This window comes from Pseudomonas sp. BF-R-19, assembly GCF_019956445.1.
In the GTDB taxonomy this organism is placed as follows: Bacteria; Pseudomonadota; Gammaproteobacteria; order Pseudomonadales; family Pseudomonadaceae; genus Aquipseudomonas; species Aquipseudomonas fluorescens_BH.
The window spans coordinates 51994-74480 of the sequence record NZ_JAHBDN010000045.1; the positions used below are offsets into that span (position 1 = coordinate 51994).

The window sequence follows — 22487 nt, forward strand, 5'->3', positions numbered from 1 at the left end:
CATACAACGACTTGTCACTAAAAGTGCCGAGACTTATAACGAGAACGCCCGCGGGCCGCAAGCCGGGTCGAACGATGTAGAATGCGCGGCCATTGTCATTCCGGAAGCATTAATGGACCGCCCGCGTTTTCGAAAAGCATTTCTATCTCCACGTTTCTGGCCGCTGTGGTGTGGCCTGGGGCTGTTGTGGCTGATCGTCCAGTTGCCGTATCCGGCACTGCTGTGGATCGGTCGTGTACTGGGCGCTTTGATGTATCGGGTAGCCGGCGACAGACGGCGCATTGCCAAGCGCAATCTGGAGCTGTGTTTTCCTGAAAAAACCGCCGCTGAACGCAAACGCCTGCTCAAGGAAAACTTCGCCTCCACCGGTATCGCTTTCTTTGAGATGGCGATGAGCTGGTGGTGGTCGCGCAAGCGCCTGGCCAATCTCGCTCATATCGAAGGGCTGGAGCATTTGCGGCATGCCCAGCGTGAGGGCAAGGGTGTGATCCTGATGGCCCTGCACTTCACGACGCTGGAAATCGGCGCGGCGTTGCTCGGTCAGCAGCACACCATCGACGGCATGTACCGCGAGCACAAGAATCCGCTGTTCGACTACATCCAGCGCCAGGGCCGCGAGCGGCACAACCTCGACTCGCTGGCGATAGAACGCGAAGACGTGCGCGGCATGCTCAAATTGCTGCGCTCGGGCCGGGCGATCTGGTACGCACCGGATCAGGACTACGGCGCCAAGCAAAGCATTTTCGTGCCGCTGTTCGGCATTCAGGCCGCGACCGTTACCGCCACGAGCAAGTTTGCGCGGCTGGGCAAGGCGCTGGTGGTGCCGTTCACCCAGGAGCGTCTGGCGGACGGCAGCGGTTATCGCCTGGTTATCCATGCGCCGCTCGAAGGCTTCCCCGGCGAAACCGAAGAGGCCGACTGCCTGCGCATCAACCAATGGATCGAAAGCGTTTTGCGCGAGCATCCCGAGCAATACCTGTGGGCCCACCGTCGCTTCAAGAGCCGTCCACCGGGCGAGGCGAAGCTGTACGCCAAACGTCGTTGAATCCCGATACCCTGTAGGAGCGAGCTTGCTCGCGATGGTAGCCAACGATAACGCGGGGCACCTGACACCCCGCGGCGTTTTCACGACCATCGCGAGCAAGCTCGCTCCTACAAGGGGATAGGTCGAAACAACGAAATCCCATCAAGCACCATGGAGAGTTGCGATGAGTCCAGCTGAACCGGTTACAGGGTTGATTCTTTCCGGTGGCGGGGCTCGGGCGGCCTATCAGGTCGGGGTGCTGGCGGCGATTGCCGAATTGCTGCCGCCGGGGGCCCGCAATCCGTTTCCGGTGATCGTCGGCACCTCGGCGGGCGCGATCAACGCTGTCAGCCTCGCCAGCGGGGCAATGGACTTTCGTAATGCCATCGAACGCCTGACGGCCTTCTGGCAGGGCTTTCGCAGTCATCTGGTGTTGCGCAGCGACTGGCCCGGGGTGATCCGCCAGGCCAGTCGCTTTGTCAGCCACAGTTTGCTCGGCATCGGTGCCCAGGTGCCGGTTGCGCTGCTCAACAGTTCTCCGCTGCGGGATTTGCTCAACGACAAGCTGCATATGGGCGGCATCGCCGAAGCGATCGCACAGAAGCAATTGCACGCGGTGGCGGTCACCGCGTTCGGTTATGAGTCGGGCCAGGCTGTCACCTTCTATGAGGGCGGCGGCAAGATCGATGCCTGGTTGCGCCATCGGCGCATCGGTGTTCCCACCCGCTTGTCCGTTGAACACCTGCTCGCCAGTTCCGCCATTCCGCTGCTGTTCGCCCCGGTGAAAATCGACGAGGAGTATTTCGGTGATGGCGCGGTGCGTCAGTCGGCGCCGATCAGTCCGGCGCTGCATCTGGGCGCCAGTCGGGTGCTGGTGGTGGGCGTCAGCGGCAACCCCCGCGGAGTCGACCCGCAACAACCCTTGTTGCGTAGCTACACCGGTCAGCAGCCGACCCTGGCGCAGATCGGTGGGCACATGCTCAACAGTACGTTCATTGACAGCCTGGAAAGCGACATCGAGTTGTTGCAGCGCCTGAACCAGTTCAGTCACCTGATGCCCGACGGCACGCCAACCCGCGCTTTGGGCGTGGCGCCGGTGGATGTATTGGTGATTTCGCCGAGCCAGCCGATCGATGAGATTGCTGCGCGCCATCGTCAGGAATTGCCGGCGGCACTGCGCCTGTTTCTGCGCGGGCCGGGTGCGACCAAGACCAGCGGGGCAGGGGTTTTGAGTTACCTGCTGTTCGAGGCGGGGTATTGCAGCGAGTTGATTGAGCTGGGGCGCCGGGATGCACTGGCCAAGCGGGGGGAGTTGTGCCGGTTTCTGGGGCTCTCGGTGGCTGAAACCGTTTGAACTGTCAGATCTGACAGTAGATGTGCTCAGGTTTTTCCATCAGATTGAACCCGATTGGCAGAGGGTTCGAAGATGGCGGCTGCGCAATGGATTGATGCTCACACACCAACCTTGTCGGTGTCGGATTCGCGCGGTTTGGCTGTGCGAAATGTCGCCTATTGCCGTCATCCGCTGAACCCGTCCATTGAGACTCGTATCACCCGCAATCACTTTGACGCTGCCGGACGGCTGGTGGCTTCCTGGGATCCACGATTGTGGGGCACGGCGCCGAAACCGAACCTCGCCACGACGCAGAATCTACTAAGTCAGCCTCTGCTGGTGGACAGCGTCGATGCCGGTTGGCAGTTGAGTTTACTGGATCAGGCCGGTATGGCACGTTCCTTCTGGGACGGTCGCGGGAGTCAGCGGCACACTGAGTACGATGAGCTTCAGCGTCCGACGAGCGTGACGGAACAGATGAAGGATGACGCACCACGCGTCGCCGAGCGTTTTGCTTACGCAGGGGCGAGTGATGAGTTTGCGGTGCATAACCAGTGCGGCCAACTGATCCGTCATGACCATCCGGCGGGCAGGCGCAGCCTTTGCGAGTATGGTGTGGCTGGCTTGCTTCTAACGGAAGAGACCCGCTTCATGCTCGAGTTGGCCCCGCCGGATTGGTCGTCCGAATTTGCCGATTCCCGCCTGGAGGATGAGGTTTTCAGGACGGCTCAGCAGTATGGGCCGTCAGGAGAAATGCTCTGTCAGACTGACGCCATGGAAAATCTCCAGGCATTCGCTTACAACCAGGCCGGTGAGTTGAAAGAATGCCGATTGAAGCTGGCAGGTTCTTCAGTGGAACCTCAGTTGTTGGTCAATGATGTTCGCTACGATGCCGTCGGCAGGGTTGAAAGTGAGCGTGCGGCCAATGGTGTCCTGACGACGGCCCGGTACGCGGCTGAAGATGGGCGACTGGCCGGGTTGCTGTCTTGCGATGCCCGAGGCACGCCGCTCCAGCACTTCGAGTATGCCTACGATCCGGTCGGCAATATCTCAAGTGTCGAAGACAAGGTGGCGTTGATACGGTATTTCAATCATCAACGGATCGAGCCGATCAACCGCTATCGCTATGACAGCCTGTATCAACTGGTCGAAGCCACTGGCCGGGAAGTCAGCCAGCCCGGTTATGGTCCTGCATTACCTGCCTGGCAAACCACGCCGCTGGACCCCAACCAGTTGCGCAATTACACCCAATCCTTCAATTACGACGCCGCCGGCAATTTGCAGACCCGTCACCATAGCGGTGCGGAAACCTTTGAGATGTTTACCTCGCCCGCCAGCAATCGCAGTGTTGCGCAGGAAGGCAATCTGGCGGATGGCTTTGATGCCAACGGCAATCAACTGACGTTGTTGCGCGGCCAGGAAATGAGTTGGGACATTCGCAATCAACTGAGCCGCGTCACGATGGTCAGGCGTGAGGATGGGCCTGACGATACCGAGTGTTATTTCTACGACAGTCCCGGGCATCGACTAAGAAAAGTCCGACTCACGGAGACGGCTCGTCGCACGCTACGTGCTGAAGTGCGTTACTTGCCGGGGTTGGAAATCCATCGGGATACGGCTACCGGCGAAGAGCGGCATGTGCTGAGTGTCGAGGCGGGGCTTAGCCATGTGCGGGCTTTGCACTGGGTTGAGAAACTGCCCAAGGGCGTGCGCAATGACCAACTGCGTTTTTGCCTGAATGACCACCTGAACTCGTGCACGCTGGAACTGGATGAGCAGGGAGCGCTGCTGAGTCGGGAGGTTTATTACCCGTTTGGTGGGACGGCGGTGTGGGCGGGTACCAGTGAAACTGAGGCCAAGTACAAGGCGATTCGTTACTCGGGCAAGGAGCGGGATGCGACGGGGCTTTATTATTATGGCTATCGCTATTACGCGCCGTGGTTGCAGCGGTGGGTGAGTGCGGATCCTATCGGTAGCGGAGACGGTTTGAACCTGTTTTTAATGGTGAATAATCGCCCTGTGTCGTTGAAGGATGAACAAGGGCTGATTGGGGATGATGTGAATTCGAAGTCGCCTGAGAAAATTGGCAAATGGCAGCTTGAAAAATTGCAGTTTTCTTATTCTGATCTGAACTCAGATGACGCTGTCGGGAATAATGTTGTCGCCAACATTGAACTTTCCTATAAGCCGGATTGGAAAGATAGTGTGCTAGGCGTATTTCAGGAAATGCCAAATTTAAAATGGAAAGAAAGAATAACGCTTAATGATTTTTCAAAAAATCACACTTGGAGTTTTAAGGCGGATATGTTTCAGCATAACCCGTCAAGCCGAACAATGGAGGTTTGGCCTAGAAGGTACATTGAGGCATTTAATTCGGCGGCCGGTCAGCCCAGTCTGGTCAGAGGCGCAGTAGTCTTGCGTGATTTGCAGGGGAATAATGTGAGCCTTGCCGGTTTGGGAGGAGAAGTCTCAGGAAGTGAAGAAAAGTCTAAAGCCGTGCGGGACTATCTTTCCAAGAACGGAGGGGTGCTGGCTATTGAAGTTCATGACGTGCCGTCAATTATTACACGAGAAAATACCCATAAAGAGAGACTGCTCGAGATACAGGTTGGTTTGAGTGGCGTGAAAACAAAAGCTGCAATTAATCAGTATTTGAGCGTGGAAATTACTCCAGAAAAGTCTGTATCTAAGCGTTTTGTTAGCGTGAGACCTATACCGATGGTGGATAGAGGGTTGAAGTCAGTTGAACCTCCTTCGGCTGTCAGCAAAAGAAGGTCGTACACGCGGTTTCCGGGAGAAGTACTGAATATCGCTTTGCGATAAAACCGAACTGCGCCTCGTTAGTGAGGCGCAGAACGATCAAAGAATCATCAGAAGTGAACTTTAACCAGGAAACTGGTCACGCTCTGATCAGTCTTGAAGCCCTGGCTGTCTTCAATACCGTACTTGTTTTTCCAGTAGTCATACTCGACACCGACGTACAGCTGCTTGGCACCCAGATTCAATGCCTTGCCCAGGTCATATTTGACCTGCGGATTGAAGTGCAGGTTGGCGTGGTATTCGCCTTTGCTGTTGACGTCGTTGTCGACCACCCAGTCCATGAAGCCGTCGATCAGCACGTCCGAGTCACCCACCGGAATGGTGTAGGACCAGACCGGCGAGACCTGCCAGATGTCGTCGCCCGGGCGGTCGCCTTCGGTGTGACGGTTGTAGAAGTTCAACTGGAAGTAATCGAAGCCCGGGATGGCCAGGTCGAAACCAGGGCCGATCAGGTAGGACTCGGTATCGTCTTCACCGAACTCGTAGGTCATGGCCAGCAGCACGTCCTTGATCGGGCCGAACTCGAACTTCTGGTCGAAGATCTTGTTGAACGACAGACGCGGACTGAGCTCGCCGTAGTGGGTGTTCTCGCCCGCGAAATGGTCTTCCTTGCCGTTGTAGAAGATTTTGTCGATGAAGAAGAAGTTGTCGCCGTACTTCCAGCCATCGGCGTGTTCGAAGGTCACCGTCTGCTGGATGCGCGGGTTGACCTGGAAGTCCTTGCCATACAGATAGGTCAGGCTGTTGTTCTGCCACTGCAGCAAATCGCCGGCCATGGCCTGGCCCCCGGCCAGCATCGATCCCGCCAGCATCAGGCTAGTGCACGTACGTTTCATTCGGTTGCTCCCAAAAAGTAGGTGGTTCCACGTTATTTTTTTAAGGTCGGCGCTCTGGTGTGGCGCCTGTTTCCGTAGCGGTAAAAAATCATCCATTCGGTCAGCTTTGATGCTGTTAGCAATAGCTGGGCCAAGGCTTTCAAAAAGCAAAAAAACTCCCGTTCGGCGGCTCAAGAGCGGTCGATTGAGAGGGGTTTTGGAGTGCCTTGGTGCCTGCCAGAGCCGGGATAAGTTGGCTTTCTGGTCAGGTTTTACATCCGGGCTTTTTTTTAAACCGGATTCGGGCGGCCGCGGAGAATACTGACTCCTCGGCCAGGTCTCAAGTGCTCCGCAACGGCGCACCGACGACAGGTGTGGGGCACGGTTGCGGGGCAGCATCAGAAGTGCACCTTTACCAGCAGGCTGGCGGTGTTTTCATTGGTGTTGAAGCGGGAGCTGTCCTGGACGCCGTATTTGTCTTTCCAGTAGCTGTATTCGGTGCCGACATACACCTGTTTCTCGCGCCAGCCCAGGGCTTTGCCCAGGTCGTATTTGATCTGCGGGTTGAAGTGCAGGTTGGCGTGATAGGTGCCGCGGGCGTTCTGGTCGTTATCCACCACCCAGTCGATGTAGCCGTCGATCAACAGGTTCGAGTTGCCCAGTGGCAGGGTGTAGGACCAGGCCGGGCTGATTTGCCAGACATCATCGCCAGGGCGCGAGCCTTCGGTCTGGCGGTAATAGAAGTTCAGGGTGAAAAAGTTGAAGCCCGGTACCGCGAGATCGAAACCGGGACCGATCAGGTAGGCCTCGGTGTCGTCTTCGCCGTTCTCGTAGGTCATGGCCAGCAGCACGTCCTTGATCGGGCCGAATTCAAAACGGCGGTCGAGGATCTTGCCGAAGGAGAGGCGCGGGCTGAACTCGCCGTAATAGGCGTGAACGCCTTTGTTTCGGTCTTGGTCGCCGTTGTAGTAGGTGCTGTCGATGAACATGAAGTTGTCGCCGTACTTCCAGCGGTCGGCGTGTTCGAAGGTGATCGTCTGCTGGATCGGCGGGTTGATCGCGAAGTTCTTGCCGTACAGGTAGCTCAGGCTGTTGGTCTGCCACAGCAGTAGATCGCCGGCCATGGCCTGACTCGCGGCCAGCAGGCCTGCACTCAACAGCAGGTTGGTTTGTGTCCGAATCATCTGTTGCTCCCTCTTGTTTTTATTTTTGAGGCGCAGGTTGTGGCCAGGGGGCTGGCCACAGGCAGGCCCCCTTGGTTATCCATCAGATCAATGGGTGTGAGCGTGGCAGTCGTTGATGGCCGCGCGATCGGCGCCACCAAGGATGTTGAACAGCAGGTTCAGTGTCAGCGCGCTGAGGGTGGCCATGGCGATGCCGCTGTGGGTGATCGGGCTCATCCACACGGGCAGGTGGGCGAAAAACTCCGGGCGCACAACCGGGATCAGACCCATGCCGATGCTCACCGCCACCAGCAACTGGTTGCGACGGTCACCGATGTCGGCTTCCTGCAGGATCTTGATCCCGGTGGCGGCGACCATGCCGAACATCGCAATCGCTGCGCCGCCCAGTACTGCCGGAGGAATCGACGCCACCAAAAACGCGGCTTTGGGCAGCAGGCTCAGGACGATCAGCAACCCGCCGGCAACGATGGTCACCGAGCGGCAACGCACGCCGGTCATCTGTACCAGGCCGATGTTCTGGGCGAAGGAGGAGTGGGTGAAGGTGTTGAAGAAACCGGCGAAAAACGAGGCGCCGGCATCGCACAGCAAGCCGCGACGCAGCATCCGTGGGCAGACTTCCTGGCCGGTGATCTTGCCCAGCGCCAGAAACATCCCGGTGGACTCGACGAAAATGATCACCACCACCAGGCACATCGAGAGGATCGGCGCGAGTTCGAATTTCGGCATGCCGAAGTGCAGCGGCGTGACGAATTGCAGCCATGGCGCCTGGGCCATGCCACTGAGGTCGACCATGCCGAGCAGGCCGCAGAGCACATAGCCCAGGCACATGCCGATCAGCACGGAAATATTGACCCAGAAGCCGCGCATGAAACGGTGCACCAGCAAGATGGTGCCCAGTACCAGTGCGGCGATGGTCAGGTAGATCGGCGAACCGAATTGAGTGGCGCTGGCACCGCCGCCGGCCCAGTTCACGGCCACGGGGAACAGCGACAAACCGATCGAGGTGATGACCGTGCCGGTCACCAGCGGCGGGAAGAAGCGCACGACCTTGGACATGAACGGGGCGATGAGCATGCCGAAGAACCCGGCGGCGATGGTCGCGCCGAAGATCCCTTGCAGGCCGATACCGGGCATGCCGGCCATGGCGACCATGCTGCCCACGGCGGCGAAACTGGCGCCCATCATCACCGGCATGCGAATGCCCAAGGGGCCGATGCCGAGTGACTGGACGATGGTGGCGATACCCGCCACCAGCAGGTCGGCGTTGATCAGGAAGGCGATTTCTTCACGACTCAGGCCAGCGGCCTGTCCGATGATCAGCGGTACCGCAATGGCACCACCGTACATCAGCAGAACATGTTGCAAACCGACCAGGATCAGTTGCAAGAGGGGCAAACGCTGAATGGCGGGTGCGTCGGGGATGCGCGCTGTGGATAGCTCGGACATGCAACACCTCGGATCTTTTTATTCTTGTGATTTACAGCTGCAGTGCTGCTGGCAGCTGTATTCGAATCTGGTGGGCCGCTTTGCGGCCATTCGCGAGCAGGCTCGCTCCCACAGGTTCCGTGTTGCCTGTGTGGGAGCGAGCCTGCTCGCGAAGCTTTTAACGATTAATTGGTCTGGGCTCCCTGCACAATCCAGGCACCGATCAGGTCACGTTCCTGCTGGGTCATCTGCGTGATGTTGCCCAATGGCATGATCTGGCTGGTGACGGCTTGCGCCTGAATCCGCGGTGCGTTCTGGCGGATCTGCTCGGGAGTGTCCAGCATCACACCGGCCGGGGCCGCGCTGAACAACGGGCTGGTTGGCTTGGCCGAGTGGCAGACCGCGCAACGTTCCTGAATTACGCTGTGCACCTTGTCGAAACCCGGGCCGGCATTGGATGCCTGAGCCGGAGCGGCAGCAGGCGCTTCTGCAGGTTTGGCTTCAGCGGGTTTCAATCCACCGCCCACTGCGGTTTCCGGCAGCGGCTGGTATTCGATTTTCGCTGGAGCGTTGGCTACTTCAGGGGCGCTGGACATCGGCTTCGGACCGGACACATAAGCCAGGCAGATCATGCCCACCGCTGCCACCGGCAGGGTCCAGGCAAACTTGTGGCTGTCGTGACGGGTGTTGAAGTAATGACGTACCAACACCGCCAGTACCGCGATTCCGGCCAGGATCAACCAGTTGTACTGGCTACCGTAGGTGCTCGGGAAGTGGTTGCTGATCATGATGAACAGCACCGGCAAGGTGAAGTAGTTGTTGTGACGTGAACGCAACAGGCCTTTGGCCGGCAGCGCCGGATCGGGCGTGCGGTTCTCGGCGATAGCTGCTACCAGTGCGCGTTGCGCCGGCATGATGATGCGGAACACGTTGCCGACCATGATGGTGCCGATGATCGCGCCGACGTGCAGGTACGCACCCCGACCACTGAACACTTTGCTGAAGCCGTAGGCCGCGGCGATGATCAGGACGAACAGGATTGCGCCAAGCAGGGCAGGGCGTTTGCCCAGGGCCGAGTCGCACAGGAAGGAGTAGATGAACCAACCGACGAACAGCGAGCCGAGGCCCAGCAATACGCCTTCGGGACCGCTCAGGCTGCTGCCAGGGGCCAACAGGTAAAGGGTCGGGTTGGAGTAGAACACCACGCACAGCAGTGCGACCCCCGACAACCAGGTGAAGTAGGCTTCCCATTTGAACCAGTGCAGGTTGTCCGGCATGGTCGGTGGAGCCAGTTTGTATTTTTCCAGGTGGTAGATACCGCCACCGTGGATTGCCCACAAATCGCCAGCCAGACCGCTTTTCGGGTTGACCCGGTTGAGGTTGTTTTCCAGCCATACGAAATAGAACGACGCACCGATCCAGGCCACGCCAGTAATCATGTGAACCCAGCGCACGCTCAGGTTCAGCCATTCCAACAGATGTGCTTCCACAGTCTTTACCTCTCGCCCGTCACTCTGTTATCGAGTGATCGGACCTTCTCTTATTGGTGGGGGGCGAGGATCAAACGCTCATCCTCTTTGAAAAAATGCTCATCGCAGTTATTGCCTGTGCCACTGCGATCAACCACCAGGAAGTCATCCCGCTTTTCGATCGTCAGCACCGGGTGGTGCCAGACGCCGCGATGGTAATTAATGCCCTGCCTGCCGTTGGTGACGAAGGCGCGGACCAAGCCTGATACAGGTTCATCGCCAAGTGGCGCGACCACGATCAGAAAGGGGTTGCCGAGCAGCGGAATGAAAGCCTGGCTGCCCAGCGGGTGGCGTTCCAGCATGCAAACGGTCAGCGGCATGTCCTGCGCGTCGGCGCGGAAGATGCTGATGATCGCGTTGTCCTCAGGCTTTGCGGTTTCAACCACAGCCAGTTTATGGAAGCGCATGGTCGAACCGTTGTTGATCATGAAGTGATCGCTGCCGTCGGTTTCGATCACGTCACCGAAAGGGGCGAAGGCTTCTTTGGTCAGCGGTTCAATCGTCAATGTGCGCATGCTGTTCTTTTCCGAATTCTGTGTTGTTTGTTTTGACGCCATCGCGAGCAAGCTCGCTCCCACAGTGGACTGTGGCGTTCACAAAACCTGTGGGAGCGGGCTTGCCCGCGATTGGGTTCAGCGCTTATTTAGCGACCTTGCCCAGTACACGCAGGCGGCTCACACCACCATCCGGGAACACGTTCAGGCGGATGTGGGTGATCGGGCCCAGCGCCTTGATCTGCTCGGCGAAGGTGTGCTCGGCGTGCATTTCCAGTTTTTGTGCTGGCAGCAGTTCACGCCAGAACAACGACTGGGTTTCGATCTGGCTGTCGGTACCGCCCTTGACGAACGCGCCCTGGATCGAGCAGGTGTCCGGGTAGTTGCCCTTGAAGTGCAGGGTGTCGACGATGACTTTCTCGATCTCGCCTGGGTGACCCAGCGCGACGATGACCCAGTCATTGCCCGGCGTACGACGACGTGCGGTTTCCCAGCCGTCGCCCATGTTGATGCCACGGCCCGGGTTGAGGATGTTGCTCATGCGGCCAAAGTGTTCATCGGAGCAGGCGAGGGCGCGGCCACCGTTGAGGGCTGCGGCCAGGTCGACTTGCTCGTTGTCACCGGTAGCCGACCAGTCACGGAACGGCACGCCGTACACGCGCAGACGGGCCACGCCGCCATCCGGGTAGATGTTGAAGCGCAGGTGGCTGAAGGCCTGGTCGTTGTTGATTTCGTGGTAGTGGTGGCTGTTGCCTTGCAGCTCGACGGCGGACAGCACTTCAACCCACTGGGTGTTTTCGTTCGGCTCGCCTTCGGCCAGGAAGCAGGCTTCCAGAGAGGCCGACGGCGGGAAGTTGCCGGTGAAGAATGAAGTGTCGATGTCGACGCCTTTGATCGAACCCGGTACGCCCAGGCGGATCACTGCGCTGTCGAAGCCTTCGAAGCGCTTGCGGCGCGATTCCCAGCCATCCATCCACTTGCCGTTGTCATCGAACACGCCCTCCTTCCATACGGCCGGGGTCGGTTGGAACAGACGGTTGGCGTCTGCGAACCAGTCATCGGTGACCGAGATGATTTTGGTGCCCAGGCGGGCATCGGCCAGGTTGACGAACTTCTCGAAAGGTACGGCGTAAGCTTTCATTCTTCTTGTCTGCCTTTAAATAAGTGGCTTGGGATGCTTGCCAGGCCCGGAGTGAATTCGGCGTTCATGAATTCACATGGGCCAGGCTTGCTATAGGGTCAGTAATCGGAACAGGGCGATCTTGTTGATCTCCGCCAGCGCGCATTTGAACTCGGTGTCGACCGGGTTGTGGATGCGCGTTTCGAACGCTGCGAGGATCTGATGCCGGTTGCTGCCTTTTACCGCCATGATGAAGGGAAACTTGAACTTGGCCTTGTAGGCGTCGTTCAGCTCGGTGAAGCGCTGGAACTCTTCGGCCGTGCATTGGTGAATACCGGCGCCAGCCTGTTCATGGGTGCTGGCTTCGGTTAGTTGGCCCTGGACGGCGGCTTTGCCGGCCAGGTCCGGGTGAGCGTTGATCAAAGCCAGCTGGCTTTGGTGATCAGCACTCAACAGGATGTCGCTCATGCGCTGGTGCAGGGTTTCGATCTGGTCGATCGAGGCATCCTGGCCCAGGTCGAAGGCCTTCTCGGCCACCCATGGCGAATGTTCGTAGATGTCGGCGAAAGCGGCGACGAAGGCGTCGCGGCTCAGGCTCGAAGGTTTGACGGTTTGGAAGGTGCTCATTTGGCAGCCCCTGTGTACGGGTGGGTTTCTTGCCAGTGACGCGCAATGTCGACACGACGGCTGAACCACACCTGTTCATGACTTTTAGCGTATTCGATAAAGCGCTTGAGCGAAGCCAGACGCGCCGGACGGCCGATCAGGCGGCAGTGCAGGCCGATCGAAAGCATTTTCGGTGCCTCGGCGCCTTCGGCGTAGAGCACATCGAACGCATCTTTCAGGTATTCGAAGAAGTCGTCGCCCTTGTTGAAACCCTGGACCTGGGTGAAGCGCATGTCGTTGGTGTCCAGGGTGTACGGGATCACCAGGTGCGGCTTGCCGGTCGGGTTGTTCGGTTCCCAGTAGGGCAGGTCGTCGTCGTAGGTGTCGCAGTCATAGAGGAAACCGCCTTCTTCCATCACCAGGCGACGGGTGTTCGGGCCAGTGCGGCCGGTGTACCAGCCCAGCGGGCGCTCGCCGGTGATTTCGGTGAGGATGCGGATCGCTTCGAGCATGTGCTCGCGTTCCTGGGCTTCATCCATGTACTGGTAGTCGATCCAGCGATAGCCATGGCTGCAGATCTCGTGGCCGGCGTCGACCATGGCGCGGATCACGTCCGGGTGACGCTGGGCGGCCATGGCCACGGCGAAGATGGTCAGCGGAATGTCGAATTCCTTGAACAGCTTCAGGATCCGCCACACGCCGGCACGGCTGCCATACTCGTAAAGGGATTCCATGCTCATGTTGCGCGCGCCTTGCAGCGGCTGGGCAGAAACCATTTCCGAGAGGAACGCTTCGGACTCTTTGTCGCCGTGCAGGATGTTGCGCTCGCCGCCTTCTTCGTAATTGAGTACGAACGACAGGGCGATTCGGGCATTGCCCGGCCAGTGTGGGTGCGGAGGGTTACTGCCGTAACCGACCAGGTCGCGTGGGTAGTCAGCGCTCACTGCAGGCTTCCTTCTTATTCGATGATGACGGTTGGTGTGACGCAGCTGAAAACTGGATGGCAGGCTGGCGTCACAGCGATGGGCTGATTGTATACAACTTTATATTCACTTTGTAAGCCTGATTTTTCGCATTTTTCACCGACTGTCATCTTTTACTGCTATTGGCGTGAGCCTGCAAGAAATCTGCCTGACTGGTCAATTATTGATTGAGGGGCTCATAGATTGTGCGGCTCGGCGGGAAATCGACGGCAAATATGCAGATGGCGGGAGTCATGCGAAAAATGTCGTTTTTATTGTGTACAATTTTTTTAAAAAGTGTCTTAATCAGTCGCTCGCCGCAGCTTTTCGTGCTCCGAATCGGTGCGGTCTCCTTTTCAACTGACTTCGGGAGGCGCGAAGTCTGACTGCTCCACGCAGGCAGGCGCGCAGAATCAATGGGACGTTTGACTACACACGTTTTGGACGCAGCACACGGTTGCCCGGGCAGCTCGATCAAGGTCGAGTTGTACCGCGTTGAAGGTTCGCAGCTGGAATTGGTCGCCACTGCAGTTACCAACAGCGATGGCCGTGTCGATGCACCGCTGCTGCAAGGCGATGACTACCGCACCGGGGTCTATCAGGTTCAGTTTCATGCCGGCGACTACTACCGCGCCCGTGGCGTCAAGTTGCCTGAGCCGGCCTTCCTGGATGTGGTGGTGCTGCGTTTCGGCATCTCTGCCGAGCAGGATCACTACCATGTGCCGTTGTTGATTTCGCCTTACAGCTACTCCACCTATCGCGGCAGCTGATCCCCCAGGCAGCAGCTGCACCCTGGAAGCGACTGCGCATATAGCTTCTTTGGTCTTTCGCCCGCTCACACTGCGGGCTTTTTTTCGTCTGGAGAAATGTGGTGTTCGCACTGACGCCTTCGCGAGCAAGCCCGCTCCCACAGGAGAATGCATTCCAATGTGGGAGCGGGCTTGCTCGCGAGGCTTTTGCTCTTTATCGGCTTAATAGGGAAGCAGCACCCGCCCCACTGAACAACCCCGCACTCACCCGGTTAAACCAGCTCTGGCCCTTGCCACTGCGCAGATACCGCGCTGCACCATGGGCACCGAGGCCATAAGCCAACTTGCAGGCCAGATCCAGCAGTGTCCAGGTGACAATCATCACCAGCAACTGCGGCAGGAACGGCTGTTCGGCACTCAGGAACTGCGGCAGGAAAGCGGCGAAGAACAGGATGTCTTTCGGGTTGCTCGCGCCCAGCATGAACGCACGCCCGAACAGTGCACGAAAGCGTGGCACCGGCGCGGCTTGTGGCACTTCAGCGCCATGGGAAGGCAGGCGCGATTGCTGCCAGCTCTGCCAGGCGAGGTAGAACAGGTAAAGGGCGCCAAGCATCTTCAGGGCGCTGAACAGCTGTTCCGACGCCAGCAACAACGCACCCAGGCCCAGCGCCGAAGCACTCAGCAGGCAGATCGAGGCCGATACGCCGCCAAGAAAGGCCGGGTAAGAGCGGCGCAGGCCGTAATTCAGACTGTTGCTGATCATCAGCAACGACAGCGGCCCCGGGATCAGGATCACTATCAGCGCAGCGCCGCTGAACAGCAGCCAGGTTTCCAGACTCATCACTTTCCTCCATTTGCACAAAAGCCCCACCCGACGGGGTGAGGCTGTTTTCAAGCGTGTACCGCGTGTGGTTTACAAGAAGATGAACTTGGCGATGAAGATCGCGCAGAGCACCCACAGGCTCACCGAAATTTCCTTGTGCTTGCCGGTACCGGCCTTCATCGCCACGTAGGTGATGAAGCCCAGCGCGATGCCGTCGGCGACCGAGAAGGTCAGCGGCATCATGATTGCGGTAACGATCGCCGGAATGCTGTCGGTGGCTTCGTCCCATTCGATGTGGGCCATGCCGCCCATCATCAGCATCGCTACGTAGATCAGTGCACCCGCGGTTGCATAGGCCGGAATCATCCCGGCCAGCGGTGCGAAGAACATGGCTGCAATAAATAGCACACCTACGGTCACTGCGGTAAGACCAGTCCGACCACCCGCTGCGACACCTGCAGCACTTTCCACGTAGCTGGTGACCGGCGGAACGCCGACTACTGCACCGAATACGCTGGAAGCACTGTCGGCTTTCATGGCGCGGGAGAGGTTTTCGATCTTGCCGTCAGCACCCACCAGGTTGGCGCGTTGGGCAACGCCCATCAGGGTGCCTGCGGTGTCGAACATGTGCACGAAGAGGAATGCCAGGACCACGCTGACCATGCTGATGTTGAATACACCCGCAACGTTCATGGCCATCCAGGTCGGAGCCAGGCTCGGCGGGGCCGACATGATGCCCTCGTAGTGCACCAGCCCAAGGCCCCAACCGGCGAGGGTCACGGTGATGATGCTGATGAGGATCGCGCCGAACACTTTGTGATAGCTGAGGATGGCGATCATCAGGAAGCACACGGCGGCGAGCAACGGGCCGGGTTCGCGCAGGGAGCCGAGCTTGATCAGCGTGGCCGGGCTATCGACGACGATGCCCGCGGTTTTCAGGCCGATCAGCCCCAGGAACAGACCCACGCCGGCGCCCATGGCGAAGCGCAGGCTGACCGGGATGCTGTTGAGCAGCCATTCGCGGATCCGCGAAAAGGTCAGGATCATGAACAGCACACCGGAGACAAACACCGCGCCGAGGGCGGTTTCCCAGTTGTAGCCCATGGTGCCGACCACGGTGTAGGTGAAGAAGGCGTTCAGCCCCATGCCCGGTGCCAGGCCGACCGGCCAGTTGGCGTACAGGCCCATCAACAGGCAACCGAGTGCCGCGGCGATGCAGGTGGCGACAAACGCCGCACCGTGATCGATCCCGGCGTCGGCCATGATGTTGGGGTTGACGAAAATGATGTAAGCCATGGTGATGAAGGTTGTCAGACCGGCAATCAGCTCGGTCTTCACCGTGGTGCCGTGCAAGCTGAGTTTGAACAGACGTTCCAGCAAGCCATTGCGTAATGGCGGCGAGATTTCCAGCGTCGGTGCTTCGGATTTGCGGCTTTCCACAGCGAATACTCCTCAAGAGTTTTATTGTTATTTCCAGGGCCGGACCCATGAGGGTGGCAGCGGCCCTTTGAGGTACTTGCGAATTTGTTGACCGCTTGGTCAGGAACTCGCACGAAGTGGATTATGCTTTTGTATACAAAGAATGCAAATAATGTTTTTGGTTTTGTAGACGAAAAGTTTGGCTTTAGAGATATATCGCCTGTTCCGACGCCTTCGCGAGCAAGCCCGCTCCCACAGAGGAATGCGGTCAACTGTGGGAGCGGGCTTGCTCGCGAAGAGGCCGATACGGCCAATACTTATCCAGCAGGCAAACACTCATTCATCCGGCGAATGACTCTTACCCAACGCCAGATTCACCGCCAGCCACCCATTCACCGCCGTCTCCCCGGCCTCGGCAAACACCCGCTCCAGCAATTTCACCTGCTCGCGGCGCAATGCTTGCTCAAAGCGAACGCCTTCAGCGGTCAACTCCAGCAGGCGCTTACGCTTGTCGGTTTCGGACGCGACGCTCTCCACCAGATGCATCTCCAACAATTGCCGCAACGGCATGTTCAACGCCTGCTTGCTCACGCCGAGCAACGCCAACAGCTCCTTCACGCTCAGGTTCGGATAACGGGCGATGAAAAACACGATGCGTTGATGCACCCGACTCAGGCCGCGACGTTCGAGCATTTCATCGGCCTTGGCGGTGAAGGCCTGGTAGCCGAAGAAAAACGCCTCCATGGCCTGCTGCTGGGAAAGCGGGTTTTTAAGGTCAAGCATGTTGACGTATCCGTTCGGGCTGTCGTAATTTCGGTCAACAAGTTTGACTCATTTTCCACATGCCTCGCTACCGGTGATCCCCATGGCTTTTTCCGAACGTGTCTCGCGCCTTAAAAGTTCTTTGATCCGTGAAATCCTCGCCGCGGCCCAGCGTCCGCAGATGATGTCGTTTGCCGGTGGTCTGCCGGCCGAAGCCATGTTGCCGAAGGTCGATTGGGCCCAGATGCCGGTTTCCATGGGCCAATACGGCATGAGCGAAGGCGAACCGGCGCTGCGCGAAGCGCTGGCCGCCGAGGCGCGAGCGTTGGGAGTGGCATGCGAGGCGAGCCAGGTGCTGGTGGTCAGCGGCTCACAGCAGACCCTCGACCTGGCGGCCAAGCTGTACATCGACAAGGGCACCGAAATCCTGCTCGAAGCGCCGACTTATCTGGCGGCATTGCAGATTTTCCAGCTGTTCGGCGCCAATTGCCTGACCGTGCCGCTGGAGGCTGACGGGCCGAACCTGACGGAGCTGCGCGCTCGCCTGGAACAACACCGCCCGGCCTTCATCTACCTGATCCCGACCTTCCAGAATCCATCGGCGGTGCGTTACAGCGAAGCCAAACGCAACGCGGTGGCGGCGTTGCTCGATGAATTTGGCGTGACGCTGATTGAAGACGAGCCTTACCGCGAGCTGACCTTCGACGGTGGTAGCGCCACGCCGATTGTCAGCCGCTTGAAGACGGCCAGCTGGATCTATACCGGGACCGTCTCGAAAACCCTGTTGCCGGGTTTGCGTATCGGCTACCTGATCGCCAGCCCGGACCTGTTTCCCCATCTGTTGAAACTCAAGCAGTCGGCGGATTTGCACACCAATCGGGTCGGCCAGTGGCAGGCGCTGCAATGGATCGGCAGCGAGAAATATCAGCAACACCGCAGTGAGTTGCGCGATTTTTATCGGGGGCGCCGGGATGCATTTCAGACTGCGCTGGAAACTCACTTCTCGGATCTGGCGGACTGGAACGTGCCGCAGGGCGGGCTGTTTTTCTGGTTGAAACTCAAGCAGCCGCAAGATACCCGCAGTTTGCTCAACGCTGCGCTGGCCAACGACGTGGCGTTCATGCCGGGGGAACCGTTCTTCCCTGAGCCGGATAATCATCCGGGGTATCTGCGGTTGAACTTCAGCCACATTGATCCGGCGCGGCTGGATGAGGGGCTCAAGCGATTGGCGGCGGTGGTGCGACAGGCGCAGGCGGCGCAAGCGGCCTGAAAACAAATAAACCGGCGCAAGGGCCGGTTTATTTTTGCCTGGAAACTTGTGGTGATTGTAGTGGCCTCATCGCGAGCAAGCTCGCTCCCACAGGTTTTGTGAACGCCACAAATCCACTGTGGGAGCGAGCTTGCTCGCGATGGCGTCAGTCAGATCACCACAGAAACATCAGGCCGCCGCGAAACGCTTGTCCAGATAATCAATGATCACCTTGGACTCATACATCCAGGTGGTCTGGCCATTCTCTTCAATGCGCAGGCACGGCACCTTGATCTTGCCGCCTTGCTCCAGCAAGGTCTGGCGATCCTGTTCGTTGTTCTTCGCATCGCGAAGGGCCACCGGCACATTCAGGCGGCGCAGGGTGCGGCGGGTCTTCACGCAGAACGGGCAGGCGTGGAATTGATACAGCGTCAGGCCCTTGGCAGCCGAGTTGACCTGTGCCTGAGCTTGCGCCGTGCGCTGCTTCTTGCCTGGGCGAGTAATGAAGTCGATGAAGATGATCAGTTGGCCAAGGCCGACACGAAGCGCTTTTACGAACACGTTGAAAGCCTCACGGTGCGAATGAAGAAGGGCGCGCAGCTTACCTGATTTTTTACGGACGAAAAAAAACCGGCGATGAATGCCGGTTTTCTTCGTGCCGCGAATTACTTGATGAGGCTGAGGAATTCGCTGCGGGTGGCAGCGTTTTCGCGGAACTCTCCGAGCATCACCGAGGTGATCATCGTCGAATTCTGCTTTTCCACACCGCGCATCATCATGCACATGTGCTTGGCCTCGATCACCACCGCAACGCCCAGGGCGCCGGTGACCTGCTGGACCGCATCGGCGATCTGGCGGCTGAGGTTTTCCTGGATCTGCAGGCGACGGGCGTACATATCGACGATCCGCGCCACCTTCGACAGGCCCAGGACCTTGCCGCTCGGGATGTAGGCGACGTGAGCCTTGCCGATGAACGGCAGCAGGTGGTGTTCGCACAACGAGTACAACTCGATGTCCTTGACCAGCACCATTTCGCTGTTGTCGGAGCTGAACAGGGCACCGTTGGTGACCTCTTCCAGTGTCTGTTCATAGCCGCGGCAGAGGTACTGCATGGCTTTGGCGGCACGCTTGGGCGTGTCGAGCAGGCCCTCGCGGGAGACGTCCTCGCCCAGTTGGCCAAGGATCGCGGTGTAATTCTGTTCCAGGGACATGAAACTACCTGTGGGATTTTACGCAAAGGGCAAGGGTACGGTGGCGGACACGACGCTGCAAGCGTGGCGCGTCAGCTTTACTCGTCGCGACCTTCCATCATGGTGCGTTTGAGCATCACATAAACCGCGCCGGCACCGCCGTGTTTCGCCTGGCACGAGGTGAAGCCGAGCACCTGTGGATGCTGGCGCAGCCAGGTGTTGACGTGGCTTTTGATCATCGGCCGCTTGCCGTCCAGGCGAACAGCCTTGCCATGGGTGACGCGCACGCAACGGATTTCGAATTTGGTGGCTTCGGCCAGGAACGCCCAGAGGGTTTCCCGGGCCTTTTCCACGCTCATGCCGTGCAGGTCGAGGCTGCCTTCGAACGGAATCTGTCCGATCTTGAGCTTGCGCATCTGGCTTTCCTGCACGCCATCGCGGGCCCACATCAGCTCGTCTTCAGGGCCGACGTCGATGACGAACTGATCGGACAGCCCGTCGACGGTGGTGGATTCGGTGCGTACGGTGGCCGCTTGACGCAGCTTGGCAATCTGCGCGCGGTCAGCCTTGGGTTTGCCGGTTTCGGCGCGATCATGCTTGATCGGCTTGACGCCTTGGATCGCGCTTTTGAACAGGGAAAAATCGTCGTCTTGCATGTCAGCCTCCGCGAAGGGCGGCCAGTTTACCCAACTCGAAGCGAATCGGGCGCGACAAAAGCGCGCGCGACGCCAGGTTCAGTCGTGTTTTTTCATCAGGTGCGGCGACATGGCCAGTTCCCGCGACTGGCGCGAGCGACGACGGCAACGGCGCCACAGCCAGACACCGAGGTACAGCACGAACAGGCCGATGACCAGGATCACGGCAGCACCGGTGCGGCTTGTGTTCAATTCACCCAGGGCGGGTGCGTGGCCGAGCAGGCTGGCGGCACCGGCCATGGCGAGCAACACGCCGCACATCGCCAGCAATGCCGCGAACGTCGCGCCGATTCGAAAACGCCAGTTGCTTTGGCCTTTGGGCCGCAAGCGGCGAGCGTCAAAACCATCGGATAACTTCATTCCGACCTTCCTCAATGGGTATCGGCCCTTCGACCGGGAGTTGACCGGGATGTTCCTGAGGCTAAGACAATTACGGCAAATGGGAGGTTTTTACGGATGAGCGGCGTTCCAGGCCGCTCATTGAGCGTCGATCAGATCAGTTCACGGGTCAGCGCGAGGGTGGCGAAGTTGTCGCCCATGATCGCCATTTCCGTCTGATGAACGTGTGCGGCACTGAGCACGCCGCCCTTGTAAGGCAGGTCGCGGGTGGTGCAGGCGTCTTCCACCAGGGTGCAGCGGAAGCCCAGGTTCTTGGCGGCGCGCACCGTGGTGCTGACGCTGGAGTGGCTCATGAAGCCGCAGACGATCAGGTCAAGGGCGCCGAGGTCTTCCAGGCGTTTTGCCAGTTCGGTGCCGTGAAAGGCGCTTGGCAACAATTTGCCGATGACGGTTTCATCGCTCTGTGGCTCCAGGCCCGGAATGAACTCACCACCTACGCCCTGGGGGTTGAACAGCCCGCCGAGGGTACCGAGGTGGCGGACATGCACGATCGGCCGGCCGGCGGCGCGGGCAGCGGCGAGCAATTGCTTGATGTTCGCGACAGCTTCATCCATGCCGCTCAGGGCCAGGGGACCGCTGAGGTATTCTTTCTGGGCATCGATGATGACCAGGGTGGCATGGCTCAGATTGGCCGCTGCATAACCGCGGCCGCTGAGTTGAAACATCGTTTTTGGAACAGACATTCTGGGGCTCCTTGGAGTGGGGCTTTTGCGCCATTGTCCTCTGGCTGAGCGGTTCTGTGAATCGCTACGATCACAGGTGCCGTCGTTGCTGGCCTGTAGCCTTGTCAATAGTCACGTTTTGTTCAATAGCCTGGCGAAAAAATGGATAACTCCTACATTTGAATCGGTAGTTTCCCGCGTCGTCGTGACGTCGTTTGACTGGTAGAATCGCCCGTCGATTTTTCTGGAGTTTGCCGTCGTGATCACTTCCCGCCTTCGCACCCTGCGTGACCATATCCGTTGGGCCGTCAGCCGCTTCCATGGGGAGGATCTGTTTTTCGGCCATGGCACTGACAACGCCTGGGACGAAGCCCGGCAATTGGTGTTGGGCGCGCTGCACCTGCCGTGGGAAATCGCCGACAGCTACCTCGACTGCAATCTGGAAGAAGACGAAGTGGTTCACCTGCAGCTTTTGCTCAAGCGCCGCATCGAAGATCGGGTGCCTACCGCGTATCTGCTGGGCGAGGCCTGGTTCTGTGGCATGTCGTTCATCGTCGACGAGCGTGTGCTGATCCCGCGTTCACCCATCGGCGAGTTGATCGAAAACCGCTTTACCCCGTGGCTGGCTACCGAGCCTGCGCGGATTCTCGACCTGTGCACCGGTTCCGGTTGCATCGGCATCGCCTGCGCCTACGAGTTCCAGCATGCCGAGGTGGTGTTGGCGGACCTGTCGTTCGAAGCACTGGAAGTGGCCAATCAGAACATCGAGCGCCATGGTGTCGATGAGCGTGTGTACACGGTGCAGGGCGACGGTTTCGAAGGCTTGCCGGGTCAGCGTTTCGACCTGATCGTGTCGAACCCGCCCTACGTCGATGCGGAAGATTTCGCCGACATGCCGGACGAATACCAGCACGAACCGGAACTGGGCCTGGCCTGCGGTGATGACGGTTTGAACCTGGTGCGGCGCATGCTCGCCGAAGCGGCGGATCATCTGACCGAGAAGGGCTTGCTGATTGTCGAAGTGGGCAACAGCCAGGTGCACGTCGAGGCGTTGTACCCGGAAGTCGACTTCGCCTGGCTGGAGTTCGAGCGTGGCGGACATGGTGTGTTCATGCTCAGCGCGCAGCAATGCCGTGAGCATCAGGCGTTGTTCGCTTCTCGCGTTTGACCTCTAAAAGCTTCGCGGGCAAGCCCGCTCCCACAGGTTCAGTGTGTGCCGCATCATTT

General features: G+C 58.9%; 22 protein-coding genes. 6 read left to right on the forward strand and 16 right to left on the reverse strand.

Annotated elements, in window-relative coordinates; all coding sequences use genetic code 11:
• The first annotated feature begins 112 nt into the window (after positions 1 to 112).
• The 3 genes from KGB28_RS10920 (at position 113) to KGB28_RS10935 (ending at position 5180) form a co-directional block, all read left to right on the forward strand.
• Entirely contained in the window at positions 113 to 1045 is a 933-nt protein-coding gene (locus KGB28_RS10920; protein ID WP_223444876.1) for a lipid A biosynthesis lauroyl acyltransferase, read from the forward strand.
• A 163-nt stretch (positions 1046 to 1208) separates the two neighbouring features.
• Positions 1209 to 2378 carry a patatin-like phospholipase family protein gene (locus tag KGB28_RS10930; RefSeq protein ID WP_223444877.1) on the forward strand — a complete coding sequence of 390 codons (1170 nt, stop codon included), beginning with the start codon at positions 1209 to 1211 and terminating at the stop codon, positions 2376 to 2378.
• Positions 2379 to 2450: 72 nt separating this feature from the next.
• The gene (locus tag KGB28_RS10935) at positions 2451 to 5180 is read left to right on the forward strand and encodes an RHS repeat-associated core domain-containing protein (RefSeq protein WP_223444879.1); all 2730 of its coding nucleotides are present in this window, start codon (positions 2451 to 2453) and stop codon (positions 5178 to 5180) included.
• Between the two features lie 47 nt (positions 5181 to 5227).
• Here the strand turns inward: KGB28_RS10935 and KGB28_RS10940 are convergent, their stop codons facing one another.
• From KGB28_RS10940 to puuE, 8 genes are all read right to left on the reverse strand, one after another.
• Positions 5228 to 6013 (reverse strand): outer membrane protein OmpK, encoded by a 786-nt coding sequence (locus KGB28_RS10940; protein ID WP_223444881.1) that lies wholly within the window; start codon positions 6011 to 6013, stop codon positions 5228 to 5230.
• Between the two features lie 377 nt (positions 6014 to 6390).
• Positions 6391 to 7176 carry an outer membrane protein OmpK gene (locus tag KGB28_RS10945; protein ID WP_223444882.1) on the reverse strand — a complete coding sequence of 262 codons (786 nt, stop codon included), beginning with the start codon at positions 7174 to 7176 and terminating at the stop codon, positions 6391 to 6393.
• 87 nt (positions 7177 to 7263) lie between these two features.
• The gene (locus KGB28_RS10950) at positions 7264 to 8622 is read right to left on the reverse strand and encodes a nucleobase:cation symporter-2 family protein (RefSeq protein ID WP_223444884.1); all 1359 of its coding nucleotides are present in this window, start codon (positions 8620 to 8622) and stop codon (positions 7264 to 7266) included.
• Between the two features lie 164 nt (positions 8623 to 8786).
• On the reverse strand, positions 8787 to 10091 hold the full coding sequence (locus KGB28_RS10955; protein ID WP_223444895.1) for a urate hydroxylase PuuD: 1305 nt from the start codon (positions 10089 to 10091) through the stop codon (positions 8787 to 8789).
• 50 nt (positions 10092 to 10141) lie between these two features.
• Positions 10142 to 10645, reverse strand: a complete 504-nt coding sequence (locus tag KGB28_RS10960; protein ID WP_150724590.1) for an ureidoglycolate lyase — start codon at positions 10643 to 10645, stop codon at positions 10142 to 10144.
• A gap of 124 nt (positions 10646 to 10769) precedes the next feature.
• A complete protein-coding gene (gene alc, locus KGB28_RS10965) occupies positions 10770 to 11765 on the reverse strand; it encodes an allantoicase (protein WP_223444896.1) in 996 nt (331 codons plus the stop codon).
• Between the two features lie 90 nt (positions 11766 to 11855).
• Positions 11856 to 12371, reverse strand: coding sequence for a 2-oxo-4-hydroxy-4-carboxy-5-ureidoimidazoline decarboxylase (gene uraD, locus KGB28_RS10970; protein WP_223444897.1), 516 nt, complete (start codon positions 12369 to 12371; stop codon positions 11856 to 11858).
• On the reverse strand, positions 12368 to 13294 hold the full coding sequence (gene puuE, locus KGB28_RS10975; protein WP_108218982.1) for an allantoinase PuuE: 927 nt from the start codon (positions 13292 to 13294) through the stop codon (positions 12368 to 12370). Before puuE ends, uraD begins: the two co-directional genes overlap by 4 nt.
• A gap of 434 nt (positions 13295 to 13728) precedes the next feature.
• Here puuE and uraH point away from each other — a divergent pair, with 434 nt between their 5' ends.
• Positions 13729 to 14082: a hydroxyisourate hydrolase gene (uraH, locus tag KGB28_RS10980; RefSeq protein ID WP_008017679.1), complete on the forward strand. Its 354-nt coding sequence runs from the start codon at positions 13729 to 13731 to the stop codon at positions 14080 to 14082.
• 193 nt (positions 14083 to 14275) lie between these two features.
• Here uraH and KGB28_RS10985 read toward each other — a convergent pair whose 3' ends face one another.
• The 3 genes from KGB28_RS10985 to KGB28_RS10995 form a co-directional block, all read right to left on the reverse strand.
• Positions 14276 to 14902 (reverse strand): LysE family translocator, encoded by a 627-nt coding sequence (locus KGB28_RS10985; RefSeq protein WP_223444898.1) that lies wholly within the window; start codon positions 14900 to 14902, stop codon positions 14276 to 14278.
• Positions 14903 to 14974: 72 nt separating this feature from the next.
• Positions 14975 to 16324, reverse strand: a complete 1350-nt coding sequence (locus KGB28_RS10990) for an NCS2 family permease (RefSeq protein WP_223444899.1) — start codon at positions 16322 to 16324, stop codon at positions 14975 to 14977.
• 315 nt (positions 16325 to 16639) lie between these two features.
• Positions 16640 to 17086: a MarR family winged helix-turn-helix transcriptional regulator gene (locus KGB28_RS10995; RefSeq protein WP_223444900.1), complete on the reverse strand. Its 447-nt coding sequence runs from the start codon at positions 17084 to 17086 to the stop codon at positions 16640 to 16642.
• Positions 17087 to 17168: 82 nt separating this feature from the next.
• Here KGB28_RS10995 and KGB28_RS11000 point away from each other — a divergent pair, with 82 nt between their 5' ends.
• Positions 17169 to 18335, forward strand: a complete 1167-nt coding sequence (locus tag KGB28_RS11000; protein WP_223444901.1) for a PLP-dependent aminotransferase family protein — start codon at positions 17169 to 17171, stop codon at positions 18333 to 18335.
• Positions 18336 to 18503: 168 nt separating this feature from the next.
• On the opposite strand, the gene KGB28_RS11005 is transcribed toward KGB28_RS11000, so the two are convergent.
• From KGB28_RS11005 to KGB28_RS11025, 5 genes are all read right to left on the reverse strand, one after another.
• Positions 18504 to 18875 (reverse strand): glutathione S-transferase N-terminal domain-containing protein, encoded by a 372-nt coding sequence (locus tag KGB28_RS11005; RefSeq protein ID WP_223444902.1) that lies wholly within the window; start codon positions 18873 to 18875, stop codon positions 18504 to 18506.
• A gap of 104 nt (positions 18876 to 18979) precedes the next feature.
• Entirely contained in the window at positions 18980 to 19525 is a 546-nt protein-coding gene (gene folE, locus KGB28_RS11010) for a GTP cyclohydrolase I FolE (RefSeq protein ID WP_007988130.1), read from the reverse strand.
• 77 nt (positions 19526 to 19602) lie between these two features.
• A complete protein-coding gene (locus KGB28_RS11015) occupies positions 19603 to 20160 on the reverse strand; it encodes a Smr/MutS family protein (RefSeq protein ID WP_110659502.1) in 558 nt (185 codons plus the stop codon).
• A 78-nt stretch (positions 20161 to 20238) separates the two neighbouring features.
• The gene (locus tag KGB28_RS11020; RefSeq protein ID WP_223444903.1) at positions 20239 to 20559 is read right to left on the reverse strand and encodes a hypothetical protein; all 321 of its coding nucleotides are present in this window, start codon (positions 20557 to 20559) and stop codon (positions 20239 to 20241) included.
• Positions 20560 to 20690: 131 nt separating this feature from the next.
• Entirely contained in the window at positions 20691 to 21281 is a 591-nt protein-coding gene (locus KGB28_RS11025; RefSeq protein ID WP_223444912.1) for a cysteine hydrolase family protein, read from the reverse strand.
• 238 nt (positions 21282 to 21519) lie between these two features.
• Between KGB28_RS11025 and prmB the strand changes: the two genes are divergently transcribed.
• Positions 21520 to 22428 (forward strand): 50S ribosomal protein L3 N(5)-glutamine methyltransferase, encoded by a 909-nt coding sequence (gene prmB / locus KGB28_RS11030; protein WP_150724600.1) that lies wholly within the window; start codon positions 21520 to 21522, stop codon positions 22426 to 22428.
• Positions 22429 to 22487: the final 59 nt, after the last annotated feature.